Annotated in this window: 10 protein-coding genes; 5 read left to right on the forward strand and 5 right to left on the reverse strand. The window is 67.5% G+C overall.

Features of this window, described 5'->3' with window-relative positions; genetic code table 11:
• Positions 1 to 84 precede the first annotated feature (84 nt).
• Positions 85 to 3,564, reverse strand: a complete 3,480-nt coding sequence (locus G6N42_RS11090) for a non-ribosomal peptide synthetase (RefSeq protein ID WP_286201641.1) — start codon at positions 3,562 to 3,564, stop codon at positions 85 to 87.
• A 94-nt stretch (positions 3,565 to 3,658) separates the two neighbouring features.
• On the opposite strand from G6N42_RS11090, the gene G6N42_RS11095 reads away from it, so the two are divergent.
• A complete protein-coding gene (locus G6N42_RS11095; RefSeq protein ID WP_163729601.1) occupies positions 3,659 to 5,311 on the forward strand; it encodes a (2,3-dihydroxybenzoyl)adenylate synthase in 1,653 nt (550 codons plus the stop codon).
• A gap of 12 nt (positions 5,312 to 5,323) precedes the next feature.
• Here G6N42_RS11095 and G6N42_RS11100 read toward each other — a convergent pair whose 3' ends face one another.
• The 4 genes from G6N42_RS11100 to hemW all read right to left on the reverse strand — a co-directional run bounded on the left by G6N42_RS11100 (position 5,324) and on the right by hemW (position 13,142).
• On the reverse strand, positions 5,324 to 10,504 hold the full coding sequence (locus tag G6N42_RS11100; protein ID WP_163729603.1) for a type I polyketide synthase: 5,181 nt from the start codon (positions 10,502 to 10,504) through the stop codon (positions 5,324 to 5,326).
• Between the two features lie 175 nt (positions 10,505 to 10,679).
• Complete coding sequence (locus G6N42_RS11105) at positions 10,680 to 11,378, reverse strand: anti-sigma factor (RefSeq protein WP_163729605.1); 699 nt, start codon at positions 11,376 to 11,378, stop codon at positions 10,680 to 10,682.
• Positions 11,371 to 11,886 (reverse strand): sigma-70 family RNA polymerase sigma factor, encoded by a 516-nt coding sequence (locus G6N42_RS11110; protein ID WP_163729606.1) that lies wholly within the window; start codon positions 11,884 to 11,886, stop codon positions 11,371 to 11,373. Before G6N42_RS11110 ends, G6N42_RS11105 begins: the two co-directional genes overlap by 8 nt.
• Positions 11,887 to 11,963: 77 nt before the next feature.
• Entirely contained in the window at positions 11,964 to 13,142 is a 1,179-nt protein-coding gene (gene hemW / locus G6N42_RS11115; protein ID WP_163729608.1) for a radical SAM family heme chaperone HemW, read from the reverse strand.
• Here hemW and G6N42_RS31570 point away from each other — a divergent pair.
• The 4 genes from G6N42_RS31570 (at position 13,141) to G6N42_RS11130 (ending at position 16,574) form a co-directional block, all read left to right on the forward strand.
• Positions 13,141 to 13,332, forward strand: a complete 192-nt coding sequence (locus tag G6N42_RS31570; RefSeq protein ID WP_350310120.1) for an Ms4527A family Cys-rich leader peptide — start codon at positions 13,141 to 13,143, stop codon at positions 13,330 to 13,332. The genes hemW and G6N42_RS31570 overlap by 2 nt on opposite strands.
• A 105-nt stretch (positions 13,333 to 13,437) precedes the next feature.
• Positions 13,438 to 15,117: a nitrite/sulfite reductase gene (locus tag G6N42_RS11120; RefSeq protein WP_163729610.1), complete on the forward strand. Its 1,680-nt coding sequence runs from the start codon at positions 13,438 to 13,440 to the stop codon at positions 15,115 to 15,117.
• Between the two features lie 27 nt (positions 15,118 to 15,144).
• Positions 15,145 to 15,849, forward strand: a complete 705-nt coding sequence (locus G6N42_RS11125) for a phosphoadenylyl-sulfate reductase (RefSeq protein WP_163729612.1) — start codon at positions 15,145 to 15,147, stop codon at positions 15,847 to 15,849.
• A complete protein-coding gene (locus tag G6N42_RS11130) occupies positions 15,828 to 16,574 on the forward strand; it encodes a sirohydrochlorin chelatase (protein ID WP_163729614.1) in 747 nt (248 codons plus the stop codon). Before G6N42_RS11125 ends, G6N42_RS11130 begins: the two co-directional genes overlap by 22 nt.
• Positions 16,575 to 16,687 lie beyond the last annotated feature (113 nt).

Consider the following 16,687-nt stretch of genomic DNA (forward strand, 5'->3'; position numbering starts at 1 on the left):
ATCCGAAGAGATCTCTAAGGGTCTCCGCCAAAGCGCGGACTTCTGAAACTGTTGTGACGCAGGGGATTCAGAGCCGTCCGTGAACTAGCCGCCCGCCAATTCAGAGAGTACGTCGGCGGTGTCCATCGCAGCCACCTCCAGATACACCTCGGCGACCATGTTGAGCCGATCCGCATCCGGTTCCCGACTGACGAGTCGTTCTGCCAACTTCGACACCGATCGCGCCGCGAACATGTCCGTGACGAGCACCGTGGGCGTATCGAGCCAGTCCCGGACCCGCGCGATCACCTGGGTAGCCAGCACGGAATCGCCACCGAGGGAGAAGAAGTCGTCATCGATGCCGATCTTGTCGGCCGCGATGTTGAGCACCTCGCCGACGATCGCGACGAGCGCCGACTCCAGTGGCGTGGATGCCGGGCGGAAAGCGTTGGCGGCCGGCAGTTCGGCTTGCGCCAACACCCGGGCGGCGGCCTTGCGGTCGAGCTTGCCGTTCACCGTGAACGGGATTTGATCGCTCACGACGATGATCTTGGGAATCATGTGCGCAGGAACCAGCTCGGCCAGCGCGGCCGCGACGGCGTGCGATTCGACACTCGGGTCGTCGGTACGGACCAGCGCGGCAAGTACATCCGGATCGCCCGGGATCACGTCGGCCACCGCCGCGTCGATGTGCGGCACCCGCTTGAGGGCCGCTTCCACCTCGCCGAGCTCGATGCGGTAACCGCTGATCTTTACCCGGTGATCGATGCGGCCGACGAACTCCAAGGTTCCGTCAGGCTGGTATCGGACGAGATCACCTGTCCGGTACCAGGTTCGACCGTCGTATTCGACGAACTTCTCGGCCGTCAGGTCCGGTCGCCCGCGATACCCGCGTGCGATGCCGCGCCCTGCGAACCACAGTTCGCCCGGTACCCAGTCCGGGCAGTCCGATCCGTCGGCGGCCGCCACCCGGCAGACGTTGTTCGGGAACGGCATGCCGTAAGGAATCGAGGTCCAGTGCGCCGGCGGAACATCGACCTCGCAGATCGTGCCGTGCACCGCGGTCTCGGTCGCCCCGCCCAGCCCCGCGGCGCGCACTGTGGGCGCTGACTTGCGGAGTCCCCGAATGAGTTCGGGCCGCACCCAGTCGCCTCCGAGCAACACCACCCGCAGCGTGTCCAGCCGATCGCCGCCGACCTCGAGGAGCATGTCCAGCCAGCCCGGCATCCAGTTGAGGAACGTCACCGAATGCTTGTGGATCAGCCCCGCCCAGACGTCGGGATCCCGACGGTGCGCCTCGTCCACCACGACGACGGCACCACCGGTCCGCAGGATCGCGAAGATCTCCAGCACCGACATGTCGGCTTCCAGCGACGCCAGAGCCAGACTCCGGTCGGACGGACCGAGTTCGTAGCGGCCGCTGACGAATTCGATGGTGTTCATCACCGCGTCGTGTGTCAGCTCTACGCCCTTGGGCTCACCGGTCGAGCCCGACGTGAACAACACGTAGGCCAGGTCGTGCGGTTCGACCGGGGTGGGTTCAACATCGACGGCATGTTGCATTGCCGTCGCGGCGGTGATCACCGGCACCGCGGTCTCGACCGGATCGGCACCACCACAGAGCAGGACGGCCGCCACACCGCTCGATTCCAGGATGCGGGCGGTGCGGTCGGTCGGCTGATCGGCACCGATCGGAAGGTAGGCGGCACCGGCGGCGAGAATTCCGAGCGTCGCGGGAATCTGCTCGGCGCACTTGGGACCGATCAACGCCACCAGGTCGCCGGGACGAACCCCACTGCCGCGTAGGGCTTCCGTGACCGCAAGCGCCCGGGTGCGTACCGCGCCATAGGTCAGGTCGCCGTCGTCGCTGAACACCGCGGGCGCGTCAGGCGCAGCCACCGCATTGCGGAAGAACCCTTGGTGGATCGTCTCCCCGCTCGGCGGTGCGGTCGCACTGTTCACCGCGGCGCGGACGGCTCGTTGCGCCGCGGGCACCGCGGGCGGATCGCTTGCGTCCCACGCCGCGTCGTCGGCGGCCAGCCTGGTCAACTCGGCCAGGTGGTAGGCGAACATCGCGTCGGCGACACCGGGACGGAACGCGTCGACGCGGACGTCCCAGTTGATCATCAGACCGGTCGCCAGCGGCGTCGCCTGCGCATCGATGAGCACCTGCGGGCCTTGCGAAATGGTCCATACGGGAGCGCCGAACAATTCGGTGACCTCACCGGCGAACAGATCGCCGAGTCCGAGCGCGCTGGTGTAGACGATCGGCGCGAGCGTCTGGTTGCCGCGGTGGCGTCCCAGGTCGCGCAGCACCGACAGACCCGAGTAGCTCGAGTGCCGAGCGGTGTTATGCAACGTCTCCTGCACGGCACGGGTCCGCTCGGCGGGTGTGCTGGTGCGCGTCAGGTCGATGTCGAGCATCAGTGACGAGGTGAAGCAGCCGACCAGTTTCTCGACGTCGGGGTGGAACGGTTCCCTACCGAACATCGGCAGGTTGAGCAGGAACCGTGAGCCGCTCGACCAGCGCGCCAACGCATTCGAGTACGACGCCGCGACGGCCATCGCGGGGGTGAACCCGCGACGGTGTGCTGCGGCGAAGAGTGCATCGCGCGTCTCGACATCGAAGATGTGCCAAAGTCGGACGCTGCTGCGGGGGTCGGCTTGCTCGGCGAGCGGAACCAGCGGCAGCGCAGGCGATTCGGGGAGTTCGGGCAGGCGCTCTGCCCACCACCGGCGGTCCTCGTCGGAGGGCCCGGGGTCGGCCGCCGTCAACGCGGCACGGTATCGGCGGTACGTGTAGCCCAGCTCGGGCAGTTCGCCGCCGCGGTAGAACACCGCGAGGTCGGCCATGAACTTGCGGTAACTCACCGCGTCCGCCGCGTTCATGTCCATGTCGACGTGCAGCCGCGTCCGCCCGTCCGGGCGCAACGACAGGCTCAGTTCGAGCACATCGCCGTCGAGCAGCTGGTGCGACTTCTGCTGCCGAATGGTCTCCAGTCGCTGCTCAGCCCCTTCGGCGTCCATCTCGCGCAGGTCGTGGACCGTGACCGGAAGGCCGCGATCACCGATCCGCTGGGTACCGTCCGGCAGAATCTCCACCCGCAACATCGGATGGCGTGCAACAAGTTTTGCTGCCGCCTCACGCAGACGGGTCGGGTCGACGCCCGCGCCGTCGAACTCCACGTAAAGGTGTGCCGCGACGCCGCCGAGTTGCTGATCGTCGTTGCGGCCCAACCACATCGCGTGCTGCATCGGTGCGAGCGGGAAAACACCGTCGTCGTCATCGTCGCTCTCGACGACCGTGTCCGCGGCCTCGGCGGGATCACCGGAGAGCTGCGCGACCAGCGCCGACCATGCTGCCACCGTCGGGTTCTCCGCCAGCGCGGCGAAGTTGACCGGAATCCCCCGCTTACGCCAGCGACCCGACAGCGACATCATGCGGATCGAGTCGAGCCCGGACGCGATCAGGTCGCCCTCGGGGTCGACCTCGTCGGGGTTCACGCCGAGAAGTTCGGCGACTTCCTCCCGGATGGCGTGAACGGCGGCACCTCTGTTGTCTGTCGCCCCACCCGCAAAAGCCACGCTCTCCTCCAAATTAGGCTGCCCTAACTAACTCGGCGAGGCTACCTTATATTCGAGGTGCCGAACACACCTACCCGGAGGGGTCCTACCCACAATGAGCACCGGTCTCGACTCTCAGCACAGCGATCTCACCACCGGTTTCGTCCCATTTCCCGCCGACCGCGCGAACGAGTACCGCCGCGCCGGGCTCTGGACCGGCCGCCGGCTCGATTCGATCCTCAGCGATGCCGCGACGAACTGGCCGGACCGCGCCGCGGTGATCGATCCGGACACCACCTATACCTTCGCCGAACTGGACGCGCGTGCCAATCGGGTCGCGTCGGCACTGGCGGAACGCGGTATCGCCCCCGGTGACCGCGTGATGCTGCAGCTGCCCAATTCGGCTGAGTTCGCCGTCGCGTTGTTCGGTCTGTTGCGTGCGGGCGCCGTCCCGGTGATGTGTCTGCCGGGTCATCGCCATGCCGAACTCAGCCACTTCGCCGGCGTGAGCGGTGCAGTCGGCCTCGTCGTCGCCGACCGGGTCGCCGGTTTCGACTACCGGGAACTGGCCCAGGCCCTGGTGAACGAACATCCCCGGCTGGCCCACGTGTTCGTGGATGGCGACCCCGGTCCGTTCCAATCATGGTCGGAGCTGGCCGATTTCGACGGTCCGATCCGTGATCAGGCGCCGGTCGACCCGGGTAACCCCGCCCTGCTGCTGGTGTCGGGTGGCACGACCGGCCTGCCGAAACTGATCGCCCGCACGCACGACGACTACGTCTACAACGCGACCGCGTGCGCGCAAGCGTACGAGATGACCGGCGAGGACGTGTATCTCGTCGCGCTGCCAGCGGGGCACAACTTTCCGCTGGGCTGCCCCGGCCTGCTGGGCTCGATGACCGTAGGGGCCACGTCGGTGTTCACCGCCGATCCGAGCCCCGAGTCGGCGTTCGCGGTGATCGACCAACACAAGATCACCGTCACCGGACTCGTCAACGCACTCGCCAAGGTGTGGACGCAGGCGTGTGAGTGGGAGCCTGTGCTGCCGACATCGCTGCGCGTGGTCCAGGTCGGCGGCTCACGGATGACGCCCGAGGAGGCCCGCTACATCCTCGACGGGTTGACCCCCGGATTGTCCCAGATCTTCGGCATGGCAGAAGGAATGCTCAACTTCACCCGCATCGGCGATCCTGTCGACGTCGTTGTCAACACCCAGGGAAAGCCGATGTCACCCTTGGACGAGATGCGAGTGGTCGATGAGGCGGGCCGCGAAGTCGCCCCGGGCGAGGAGGGCGAGCTGCTGGTGCGCGGCCCTTACACGCTCAACGGCTACTACCGCGCCGAGGAGGCCAACGCACGGTCGTTCAGCCCCGACGGTTTCTACCGCTCCGGGGATCGGGTGCGCATCTTCACCGACGGCCCGAGGGCGGGCTACGTGGAGGTCACCGGGCGGATCAAGGATGTCATTCACCGCGGCGGTGAAACCGTATCCGCTTCCGACTTGGAGGAGCACCTGTTCGCACATCCGGCGATCGACGCCGCGGCCGCGGTTGCGTTACCCGACGACTACCTCGGCGAAAAGATCTGCGCTGCAGTCGTCTTCAGCGGACGCGCGGTCACGCTCGCCGAGCTGAACCAGTTCCTCGATGAACGGGGCGTTTCCGCACACTCACGCCCCGACGTGCTCGCGCCGATGCCGGCACTGCCCAAGACCGCGGTGGGCAAGGTCGACAAGAAGAAGGTCGTGGCGCAGCTCGCGTCGTCCTGACCCTCCCGGCGATCAGGACACCGGGACTTCGCAGGACTCCTGCGAGGCTTCCGGTGATGCGAGCAGCTCGGTGATTCGCTCCGACACCGCGGCTGCGGAGGGGTATTCCCACAGCAGCGTTGGCGGCAGCGGCAGCCCGGTCTGCTTCTCGAGCTGACGTAACAGTCCGACGGTCATGATCGAGTCGACACCGATCTCCACCAGAGGCAACCCGGTGTCCACATCGTTTTCCGCGAGACCCAGCTGGGCCGAGACTGCGCCGACGACGCACTCGATGACGCGCTTCGGGTCGGGTTCGCCGTCGTCCCCCACAAAACTGCCCGCCACCGAATCCGCCAGCGCCGACTCGTCGTTCTCGACGGGCGCGACATCGGCGAGCATCGGGACGGCGGTGGCTCCCGGGAGCACGGGAAGCACAACGACATTCGGCTGATCATCGCGCATCGCCAGATCAAGCGCACGGACCGCCTCGTCGGCACCGATGGTGCCCATACCGAGCGCGTCGAGCTGAGCGGCGACGAAGCCGGACGTCGAGCCCATCCCCAAACCTCGCCACGCCGTCCACGCGATGCTCACCGTGCGGTCGCCGAGACGACGGCGATGACGGGCCATGACGTCGAGGAACGAGTTCGCGCACGCGTAGGCACCCTGTCCGGGGAAGCCCGCGAGGTAACCGCACGACGAGAACAAGATCATCCAATCCAACTGCTCCGGCGGGAAGACCTCGTGCAATGTCAAGGTCCCGTCGACCTTGGGGTGCATGGCCATCTCGAAATCCTCGGCACTCGTATTGACAAGCAGTGCACCGGCTTCCACACCAGCGGCATGAATGACACCCCGCACGGGTGGCAGATGCCGCAGCGCGACCCGCAGCGCCTCGACGGCGTCGGGCGCGCCGACGTCGAGCGGCATGACGTGGACCGACACCCCCCGCTCCTCGAGCGCAGCCACTGTGCGAATCAGCTCGGATTCCGCCGCGTCCCGCCAATCGGCACGGTCCAACATGCCTGAGCGAGACAGCAGAACGATGCGCCGAGCACCGATATCGGCGAGTCGTTGCGCCATCCTCAGGCCGAGAACGCCTGTGCCGCCGGTGATCAGGTAGGTACCACCCGGCGAACACTGCATGGGCGTGCCGGTCCCCCGGCCGGCGAAAGCCAACCTCGCGACCTTCGTGTCGCCATTGCGGAGCACGACGACGGGATGACCGCGAAGGGACGCGAGAGCGCCGACGGGCAGATGCGCATTGCCCACGTCGAGGACACCGCCGAAGATCTCGGGATGCTCGGCGGCCGCGACGCGGGCAAGCCCCCACAGCGGAGCGTGGACGACATTGCCGCCTTCGTGCACACCCTGGGTGAGCACCCATATGCGTGCCTTCGCGCCGCGATCGAGCAGGTGCCGCAACGTACGCATGACGACCTCGACCGATTTCTGCGGGGTGTCGTGCGCGCGGGGCAGGACCAGCACCACAGCGTCGCGGTCCAGTTCGACGGCGGCCTCGGCGATCTCGCCCGGTTCGGCGTAGGTCACATACGGCACGTCAGCGCCGGCGAGATCGCGGGTCACGAAGCGTTGGGTGTCGGCGTCACCGCCGACGACGAACACCGCGGACGGCCGTTCGCCCTGGTCCCACGGGACCGAATGCCACGTGACGTGGTGAAGCATCCGCGAAAGATCGCTTCCGGCAGGGCTTTGGAGTTCCTCGAACGACATCCCGGTGAGCGATGCGTGCACAGTGCCCGACTCGTCGGCGATCAGCACATCGGTCGTGGTGGTGTCGGGCCGGCGTCGAACCTGCAGCACCGCGACCGCCGGCGGACGGCCGTACACCTGCACCCGCTCTATTCGGGCAGGCATCCGCAGTCGCGGTGGTCCGTCGAAAATCGTGGAAGCCGCGGATGTCGCGGCATCGAGCAGCGCCGCCCACGTCGCGGGCGCGGTCCGGTCGCCGTGGGCGGCGACCCGCGCGATCAGCTCTGAATCGGCGCGGTGCAGATCGAGTATCTCCCAATCGAATCCCATCGCCGCCACACCGAGCGTCGCCAGGGTGTCCACGATGTGGTTCGGCGCAAGGGCGTCGGCACACCGCTGACGCGCGGCAGACTCCTCGAGCACCTGTCCGAGAAGATCCTCGATGTCGTCGTCGGCGGCGGCGACCGCGCTGCTGTGGGTGAGCCACCCGCCGTCGTCGGCAGTGTCGTCGTCGTCCACCAGCCGTGTCGACAGCGTCAGCCCGCGGTCCTGCAGGACCACCTGCACATCGCGGGCGCGGCTCGGCGCCACCGGGGTGCGCAGGCGGACGTCCACGAGGTCGGTACTCGACCGGTCAGAGCGCGTGTTCAGATTGGCGACCGCGCCTAGGAAGGTGTTCAAAATGACTGCGGCAGGGACGATTTCCGTATTCTGTACGGGATGGTTGCCCGGATACGGCCGGTTGTCCATATCCAGGCGGGTGTGCCACATGGTGGATGCGACGGCGCCTGTCACGTCCATCCGCCCGCCCAGCAGGGTGTGAGTGTCGACGTCATGCACACCGCGACCACCGGGCGGCGGCGTCGGCGTGCGCCAGAAGCGGCGGTGCTGCCACTGCGTGACGGGCAGCGAGTCGGCCCACGGTGTGCGGGCATCGATGCCGTGGCGTACGGGGGCGCCGTTGCAGTACAGGGCGCCCACCGCAGTGGCCACCGATTGCAGCTCCGGACGGTCGCGGCGGAGCACCGGGACCACCTCATGCTCGTCGATGCCCGCGTGCGTCAACGTCTCCACGATCGAATGTGAGACGACGGGGTGGGCGGACACCTCCAGGAACAGCCGATGGCCGTCCTCGGCCGCCGCGGTCACCGCCTCCGCGAAACGCACGCGATCACGAAGGTTGCTGACCCAGTAGTGCTGGTCGCGAGGTGCCGTCGACCGCGGATCGGTCAGTGCAGTTGTGTACAGCGGGATTTCGGCGGGACGTGGCGGCGGCAGCTCTGCTGTGAGCCGGCCGAGTTCCGCGGTCAGCACATCCATCGCCGGACTGTGGAACGCCACGTCGGTGTTGACGCGGCGGATCATCACGCCTTCGTCGGTCCACATCTGGCAGATCTGCTCGACGGCGCTGACGGTGCCGGACACGACGGTCGATGCGGGTGAAGCGCTGATCGCCGCCACCACACTGCGATGTCCCTCGAGTCTCCGTTCGGCTTCAGCGAAAGGTAGGCGCACCAGTGCCATGGCGCCGTCGCCCATCACCGACTGGAATCCACGCGCTCGGTAGCACGCCACCGCGGCGCCCACCGTCAGGTCGAACACACCTGCCGTCACACACGCGGCGACCTCACCCACCGAGTGCCCGATCACGGCGGCGGGCGTCACGCCCCGCTCGCGTAGCACCGCGGCCAGACCCACCTGCATCGCAAACGTCAACGCCTGCACGCGGTCTGTGCCGCCGAGTTCGCCGGTGCGCAGCGCATCGCGCGCACGAAACCCCAGCTCTTCGCGAAACACCGGATCGATCGCGTCGATGACCGCGCTGAATGCGGGCGCACGTTCGAGCAGTTGTCGTCCCATGCCGGCCCAGTGCGATCCATGGCCGGAGAACACCCACACCGCACCTTCTGTCGCGAGAGCGTTGCCGGTCACGACCATTGGATCGGGTTCGTCGTTGGCGAGCGAGTCCAGCCCGGCCACCAAACCGTCGATGTTCTCCGCCACCACCGCGGCCCTTGCCGGTTCGTGCGAGCGGCGCACCCACGCCGTCGCCGCGACGCGATCCAGTCCCTTGTCGCCGGCGCGCAAATGGTCGGCCAGGGCCCGCGCCTGGGTGCGCACCCGGGCCGTTGAGCGCGCCGATATCGGCACGACCGTCGGCGTGGCTGAAACCTCGGCAGCAGAAGGAGTCTCGGGACGGGGGGCTTCCTCGAGCAGTATGTGGGCGATCGTCCCGCCGTAGCCGTAGCTGCACACCGCGGCGCGACGGGGTGCGTCGCCGGTGCGCTCCCACGGCTCGACGACGGTCGGCACCCGCAGGCCGCTGTTCGCCCAATCAACGGCGGGGGTCAGCGTTTTCACCCCGGCGGTCGGCGGGATCGCTTCGTGGTACAGCGCCAGCGCCGCCTTGACGAGGCCGACCACGCCCGCGCCACCTTCCAGGTGGCCGACGTTCGGCTTCACCGATCCGATTCGGCACGGCGCGTCCGCCGGTCGATCGACTCCGTAGACGGACGCCAACGCCCGCACCTCGGTGGGATCGCCTGTCGGCGTGCCGGTTCCGTGCGCCTCGACGAAGTCGACACTCGCGGGTGGCACGCCGGCTGATTTGCACGCCCGCGCGAACATGTCGGCCTGAGCATCGCCGTTGGGCGACATGATGCCCACCGTCCGACCGTCCTGCGCGATCGCACCGCCGCGCACCAGGGCCAGGATCCGATCACCGTCGCGCACCGCGTCGGTGAGGCGTTTGAGCACGACCACCGCCGCGCCCTCGCCGCGCCCGTAACCGTCGGCACTGGCGTCGAACGTCTTGCAGCGCCCATCCGGGGCCGTCGCCCCCGCCTCGTCGAGCACACGCGTCAGCCCAGGGCCGATCAGGGCGCTGACACCGCCGGCCAGCGCCAGCGACGTCTCACCGGAGCGAAGCATCTGGCAGGCCTGGTGCACGGCCACCAGCGATGCGGCGCACGCGGCGTCCAGCGCGACGCTCGGCCCGCGCAGATCGAGCAGGTGCGACACCCGGTTGGCGATGCCACACAGGGACGTGCCGATCCCGGTCCATGCCTCGATGCCGGGCAGGTCCTCCATGATCAGCTTGCCGTAGTCGTCGGAGTTGACGCCCATGAGCACGGCGGTGTCGGTTCCCGCCAACGTGCGCGGCGGCACACCGGCGTGTTCGAGCGCTTCCCAGCTCACTTCGAGCGCCAGCCGCTGCTGGGGATCCATCAGTTCCGCCTCGCGCGGTGACACCCCGAAGAACTCGGCGTCGAACCCGGCCAGGTCGTCGAGGAAGGTGCCCCAGCGCGTGGTTTCCTTCAACACCGCCGCGTTGCGGGGATCCCGGCGCAGATACGGTTCCCAGCGCTCCTCCGGCACCTCTCGTACGTCGCTTCGGCCTTCGATCAGGAACGTCCAGAACTGCGCCGGGTCGTTGATGCTGCCCGCCAGCCGGCAGCCGATGCCGACGATCGCGACCGGCTCAGGGGTAGTTGCCACGTCAACGAAGCCCTGCGTGCTTGAAAGTCTGGATAGCCTTGCCTAACAAACCCCGCGTCATGGTCGCCATCCTGGCACACCAGGCGCCGGAATTGGTCCCTACGCAGGGCCTACACAGTGATCATGAGCGTGGCGCCGATCACGTTTCCGCCGTCGTCGAACTCGCCGGTGACCCTCAAAGAGTGGTGACGGCCAGCGGTTCATCGGTGCCGGTCACCCGAATGTCGACCTTGGCGATCTCCGATGTCGGAATGCTCGTCGCCGCTGACAATCCGGCGGCTTCGTCCCCGGCGGGACGCCACGAACCCACGACCGTCTGCCCGCCGCTCTTCGTCGTGACGACGATGTCGTAGCTCTCGACGTCGCGCGACCAATCCTTGGTGTACTCGCAGGCCCAGTTGAGCTCGGTCCCCCACTTCTTCTCCGTGACGGCGAGCTGGGCGGTGAGACCGGGACGCGACCCAGGCTGCATCGGTGACATCGCCACCGTCTCCACCGACGTCGTGCGAGGAAAGACCGTCGCCCCGACTACGCCGCCGACGATCGCCAACGCCGCGGCGGCCGCCACCACGACCGCGATGGCCCGCCCGGACCGCCGCTGCCGCTTCGCCGAGGCGGCGGAAAACGACGCGACGTTGTCGGGGCGATCCGCGGTCGGCGGACTGCCCGCGAGGTCGGTCAAAGCCAAGGCCTCTTCGGGGCTGAGCACATCGAGAATCTCGGGCATCCCGGCCAGTTCGCCGAACTCGGCGTTCCGCTCGGGGTTCGTGGCGAGATAGTTCTCGTAGATCCGCTGATCGTCTGGGTTCAGCGCGCCGAGCACGTAGGCGGCATCCCATTCCGCGAGATCGTCGTCGGGCTTGTTCTCAGTCACGGCCAACCCCCCTTTCCTGCAACGCGATTCGTAACGCGCGTAGCGCGTAGTGAAGTCTGGACTTGACCGTGCCCTCGGGAACCTGTTCCTGCTGGGCGATGTCGGCAACGGTCTGGCCGAGGTAGTACGCGCGCACGATGGCGTTGCGATGATCGCTGGACAACGACTTCAGCGCGTCGGCCAGGACCCACTTGTCGACCGCGGGTCCGATCGCATCCAGCGACGGACGCTCGGGGAGGTCGTCGCTCTGCAGTTCCCGGGTGAAGCGCGCGCTGCGGCGGTCGTCGATGACGAGGTTGCGGGCGACGGTGAACAGCCACGCCCGCGCCGATTCGCTGGGCTGTTCGAGAATCTCGGGCTTTCGCCACAGCCGCAAAAGCGATTCCTGCACCACGTCCTCCGCGAACGGCATGTCGCCCCGCGTCAGACGCATGACATAGCGCTGCAGATCCCTGCTGTGGGCGTCGTGGATCGCCCGCAGCAGCTCGCCCTGATCAGGATCGGTCATATGCGATGCACCGGCGCATTCCTCGCTTTCCGTCGTCGCACAACACAACGGATTACCACCGCAGAATCGTTCAATCGTCAGTCAAGCAGAGTGCGGACCACCGCGTCGGCCAACAGGCGACCCGGGTCGGTGAGGATCAAATGGTCGCCGGCGCGTGTCAGCAGCCCGTCCTCGATCGCGGTCTGGGCGCGACTCTGTTCGGCCTCGTTCAACGTCGCCACCGGAAGCCCTTCGCGCAAGCGCACCCGCAGCATGACGTCCTCGGTGTGCAGCGCGCCCGCGTCGAGCCGCTCGAAGTCGGCCACCGGCAACGTCCCCTCGGCCAGCGTTTGCGCATATAGGTTGGGATGCTTGACATTCCACCATCGGGTGGTGCCGACGTAACCGTGCGCACCAGGCCCGGCGCCCCACCATTCACCACCGTTCCAGTAGCCGACGTTGTGCCGGCACTCACCACCGGGCAAGCACCAGTTCGAAACCTCGTACCAACCCAGACCCGCTTCCGACAACCGCGCGTCGATCAACTCGTACCGATGCGCGAGCTCGTCGTTGTCGGGTGGACGAACCTCGCCGCGCCGCACGCGGCGGGCCAGCGCCGTACCGTCCTCGACCACCAGCGCGTAGGCGGACACGTGGTCGACCTTCGCCTCGACGGCGGAATCGACCGAGCGCAGTAGGTCGTCGTCGGTCTCCCCGGGCGTGCCGTAGATCAGGTCGAGGTTGATGTGCTCGAAGCCCGCAGCGCGGGCGTCGCCCGCCGCTTCCAGAGCCCGCCCCGGCGAGTGCACCCGATCCAGCACCGCCAGCACGTGCGGTGCCACTGACTGCATGCCCAGCGACACCCTGGTGAAGCCGGCCGTCCGCAGGTGCTCGAACAGCTGGGGTGACGTCGACTCGGGGTTCGCCTCCGTCGTGATTTCGGCCTCATTTGCGAGCGTGAAATGCGCGCGGATCGCAGCCAGCACCGACGTCAGACCGGGGCCACCGAGCAGCGAGGGGGTGCCGCCTCCGACGAAGACGGTGTCGACGACGGGCGTGGAGCCCAGCCGATCGGCGGCCAGTGCGAGCTCCGTACGCAGCGCCGCCAGCCAGCTGTCGGGATTCGTTCCGCCCAGCTCTGCGGGGGTATAGGTGTTGAAGTCGCAGTAGCCGCAGCGGGCAGCGCAGAACGGCACATGGACGTAGACGCCGAACGGACGGCCCGGCGTCGGCGCCAGATCGGGCAGCTCGCGCACGCCTGCCGTCGGGACTGTCATGCAGCCAGTTTCCCAGATCGCGCCTTTTGCTCACGGTGAGCGCAAATCTGGCCCGGTTAGGGCATCTGTCGGTGCCCGTGGCACAATTGGCAACGTGAAGTCCGGCCGCATCTTCCCCCACCGCGTATCGCTGGTGGTGCGGCGTCACGTCGACTTCAAGCGCGTATGTACCTGTTGTTGTCTGCCCTGACGCGCTGACCTGCCCACCTGTACTTGCAGCTGGCCGCCGGATCTGCGCCGCCGGTCAGCCCACCGGTGAGACGCGCGGTCCGGCTCCACAAAGGAGCCAAACCATATGACAACAGCCGAATCAAAGCCCAAGCCTGTCAAGCGCCCACGTGGCGAGGGCCAGTGGGCACTCGGATACCGCGAGCCGCTCAACCCGAACGAACAGTCCAAGAAGGACGACAACCCGCTCAACGTGCGGGCGCGCATCGAGAACATCTACGCCAAGAACGGCTTCGAGTCGATCGACAAGGGCGACCTGCGCGGCCGTTTTCGCTGGTGGGGTCTGTACACCCAGCGCAAGCCGGGCTATGACGGCACCTGGACCGGTGACGAGAACACCGACATGCTCGAGGACGAGTACTTCATGCTGCGCGTCCGCAGCGACGGCGGTGCCCTGACCGCGGCCGCGCTGCGCACGCTGGGCCGCATCTCCACCGAGTTCGCGCGCGACACCGCCGACATCTCCGACCGGCAGAACATCCAGTACCACTGGATCGAGGTCGAGAACATGCCCGAGATCTGGCGGCGGCTCGACGAGGTCGGACTCCAGACCACCGAGGCGTGCGGCGACTGCCCCCGCGTCGTCCTCGGCTCCCCGCTGGCCGGCGAGTCACTCGATGAGGTTATCGACGGAACTCCGGCGATTCACGAGATCGTCAAGCGCTACATCAACAAGCCCGAGTACTCGAACCTGCCGCGCAAGTTCAAGACCGCGATCTCGGGCCTGCAGGACGTGGTGCACGAGGTCAACGACGTGGCGTTCATCGGCGTCGAGCATCCCGAACACGGTCCGGGCTTCGACCTGTGGGTCGGCGGCGGCTTGTCTACCAACCCGATGCTCGGTCAGCGGGTCGGCGCGTGGGTGCCGATCGACGAGGTGCCCGACGTATGGGAGGGCGTGGTCAGCGTCTTCCGTGACTACGGATACCGGCGGCTGCGGTCGAAGGCCCGGCTGAAGTTCCTGATCAAGGACTGGGGTGTCGAGAAGTTCCGTGAAGTTCTCGAGACCGAGTACCTGAAGCGGCCGCTGATCGACGGACCCGCACCGATCCCGGTCACGCGACCGATCGACCACGTCGGCGTGCAGAAACTGAAGAACGGCCTGAACGCCGTCGGCGTCGCACCGATCGCGGGCCGCGTTTCGGGCACCATCCTGACTAAGGTGGCCGACCTGGCCGAGGCCGCGGGCAGCGATCGGATCCGATTCACGCCGTACCAGAAGCTGATCATCCTCGATGTTCCCGACGACAAGCTGGACGAGCTGCGCAACGGCCTGGACGCGCTGGGGCTGCCGGCGCAACCGTCGCACTGGCGGCGCAACCTCATGGCCTGCACCGGCATCGAGTTCTGCAAGCTGAGCTTCGCCGAGACCCGCAGCCGTTCGCAGGTGCTGGTTCCGGAGCTGGAGAAGCGCCTCGAGGACATCAACGCCCAGCTCGACGTGCCGATCACCGTCAACATCAACGGCTGCCCGAACTCGTGCGCGCGCATCCAGGTCGCCGACATCGGTTTCAAGGGCCAGATGGTCGACGAGGGTGATGGGCCCGAGGAGGGTTTTCAGGTCCACCTCGGGGGAAGCCTGGGTCTGGACAGCGGGTTCGGCCGCAAATTGCGTCAGCACAAGGTGCTCTCGACCGAGCTGGCTGACTACATCGAACGAGTCGTTCGCAACTTCGTGAAACATCGCGAGGACGGCGAGCGTTTCGCTACGTGGGCCGTACGAGCAGACGAGGCGGATCTGCGATGAGCGCTTGCGCGAAGAGGAAGGGCACAGATGACTGACGTCATTTCAGAGGCTGACCTGATCGCGTTGGCAGAACGCGGTGCGGCGGAACTCGAGGGTGCGAACGCCGACGAACTGCTGCGCTGGACCGACGAGAACTTCGGCGGCAACTACGTCGTCGCGTCGAACATGCAGGACGCCGTCCTCGTCGATATGGCCGCCAAGGTACGCCCGGGCGTCGACGTGCTGTTCCTCGATACCGGTTACCACTTCGTCGAGACCATCGGCACCCGTGACGCGGTCGAGGCGGTCTACGACATCAACGTCGTCAACGTCACGCCGGAGAACACGGTCGCCAAGCAGGACGAGTTGTTCGGCAAGGATCTGTTCGCCCGCGAGGCCAGCGAGTGCTGCCGGATGCGCAAGGTCGAGCCGCTGTCCAAGGCGTTGCGCGGATACTCGGCATGGGTGACCGGCATCCGCCGCGTCGAGGCGCCCACCCGTGCCAACGCGCCACTCATCAGCTGGGACAAGGCTTTCGGATTGGTGAAGATCAACCCGATCGCGGCGTGGTCCGACGAGGACATGCAGGCGTACATCGACGCCCACGATGTGCTGGTCAATCCCCTGGTTTTCGAGGGCTATCCGTCGATCGGCTGCGCACCGTGCACCGCCAAGCCCGTCGAGGGCGCCGATCCGCGCAGCGGTCGCTGGGCGGGCCAGACCAAGACGGAATGCGGACTGCACGCGTCGTGACGGCTCCGGCTCCCACCAGCCGCCCGACGCTCGTCCTGGCGGCACACGGCAGCGTCGACCCGCGGTCGGCCGCGGTGACACATGCCGTTGCCGGCCGCATCCGGCGGCTGCGGCCCTGGCTCGACGTCAGTGCCGCGTTTTTGGAGAAGACCGACCCGAACCTGCGTGACGTGCTGACCGGCCTTCCCGACGGCGTCGTGGTGCCGTTCCTGCTGGCCGACGCGTATCACGCGCGCGTCGACATCCCTGAGATGATCGAGCAGTCGGGTGCGCGGGTCGAGCAGGCCGAGGTGCTCGGGGAAGATCCCGCCCTGCTGTCCGTGTTGCGGCAGCGGCTGTCCGAGACCGGGGTGTCGCCGGACGAGGACGGCCTCGGCGTTGTGGTCGCGGCCGTCGGATCGTCGAATGAGGCGGCCAACGCGCGAACCGGGGACGTGGCGCGTGCGCTCAGCGCCGGAACCCGTTGGGCCGGTGCCCAAGTCGCGTTCGCAACCGGACCGCGGCCGAACGTCGCCGACGCGGTGGAGCGGCTGCGGGCCGACGGCGCCCGCAATCTTGTGATCGCTCCATGGTTCCTGGCGCACGGCATCATCACCGACCGCGTGGCGTCCTATGCGGCAGCTCACGGCATTCAGATGGCCGAGCCGTTGGGCTCACACAACCTGGTCGCCGCCACGGTGCTCGACCGTTTCGACGCGATGAGCGTCGTCTCCGCCGCCGCCTGAACGGTAATCGGTTTTCGCATCCGCTCGCGCCTGCCTTGACCCTCGCGTCGCCACCATGCTAAGCAGTTGCTCAGCATGGTGGGCGACGCGCTCCCCGTGGGCGACGAGAAAGG

It is taken from the genome of Mycobacterium gallinarum (assembly GCF_010726765.1).
Lineage (GTDB): Bacteria > Actinomycetota > Actinomycetes > Mycobacteriales > Mycobacteriaceae > Mycobacterium > Mycobacterium gallinarum.

Excerpts from the sequence above, each read along its gene's own strand:
- G6N42_RS11125 (WP_163729612.1), top strand. The coding sequence starts at position 15,145 with ATGACTGACGTCATTTCAGAGGCTGACCTGATCGCGTTGGCAGAACGC.
- G6N42_RS31570 (WP_350310120.1), top strand. The coding sequence starts at position 13,141 with ATGCAGCCAGTTTCCCAGATCGCGCCTTTTGCTCACGGTGAGCGCAAA.
- hemW (WP_163729608.1), bottom strand. The coding sequence starts at position 13,142 with ATGACAGTCCCGACGGCAGGCGTGCGCGAGCTGCCCGATCTGGCGCCG.
- G6N42_RS11130 (WP_163729614.1), top strand. The coding sequence starts at position 15,828 with ATGCGGACTGCACGCGTCGTGACGGCTCCGGCTCCCACCAGCCGCCCG.
- G6N42_RS11110 (WP_163729606.1), bottom strand. The coding sequence starts at position 11,886 with ATGACCGATCCTGATCAGGGCGAGCTGCTGCGGGCGATCCACGACGCC.
- G6N42_RS11095 (WP_163729601.1), top strand. The coding sequence starts at position 3,659 with ATGAGCACCGGTCTCGACTCTCAGCACAGCGATCTCACCACCGGTTTC.
- G6N42_RS11120 (WP_163729610.1), top strand. The coding sequence starts at position 13,438 with ATGACAACAGCCGAATCAAAGCCCAAGCCTGTCAAGCGCCCACGTGGC.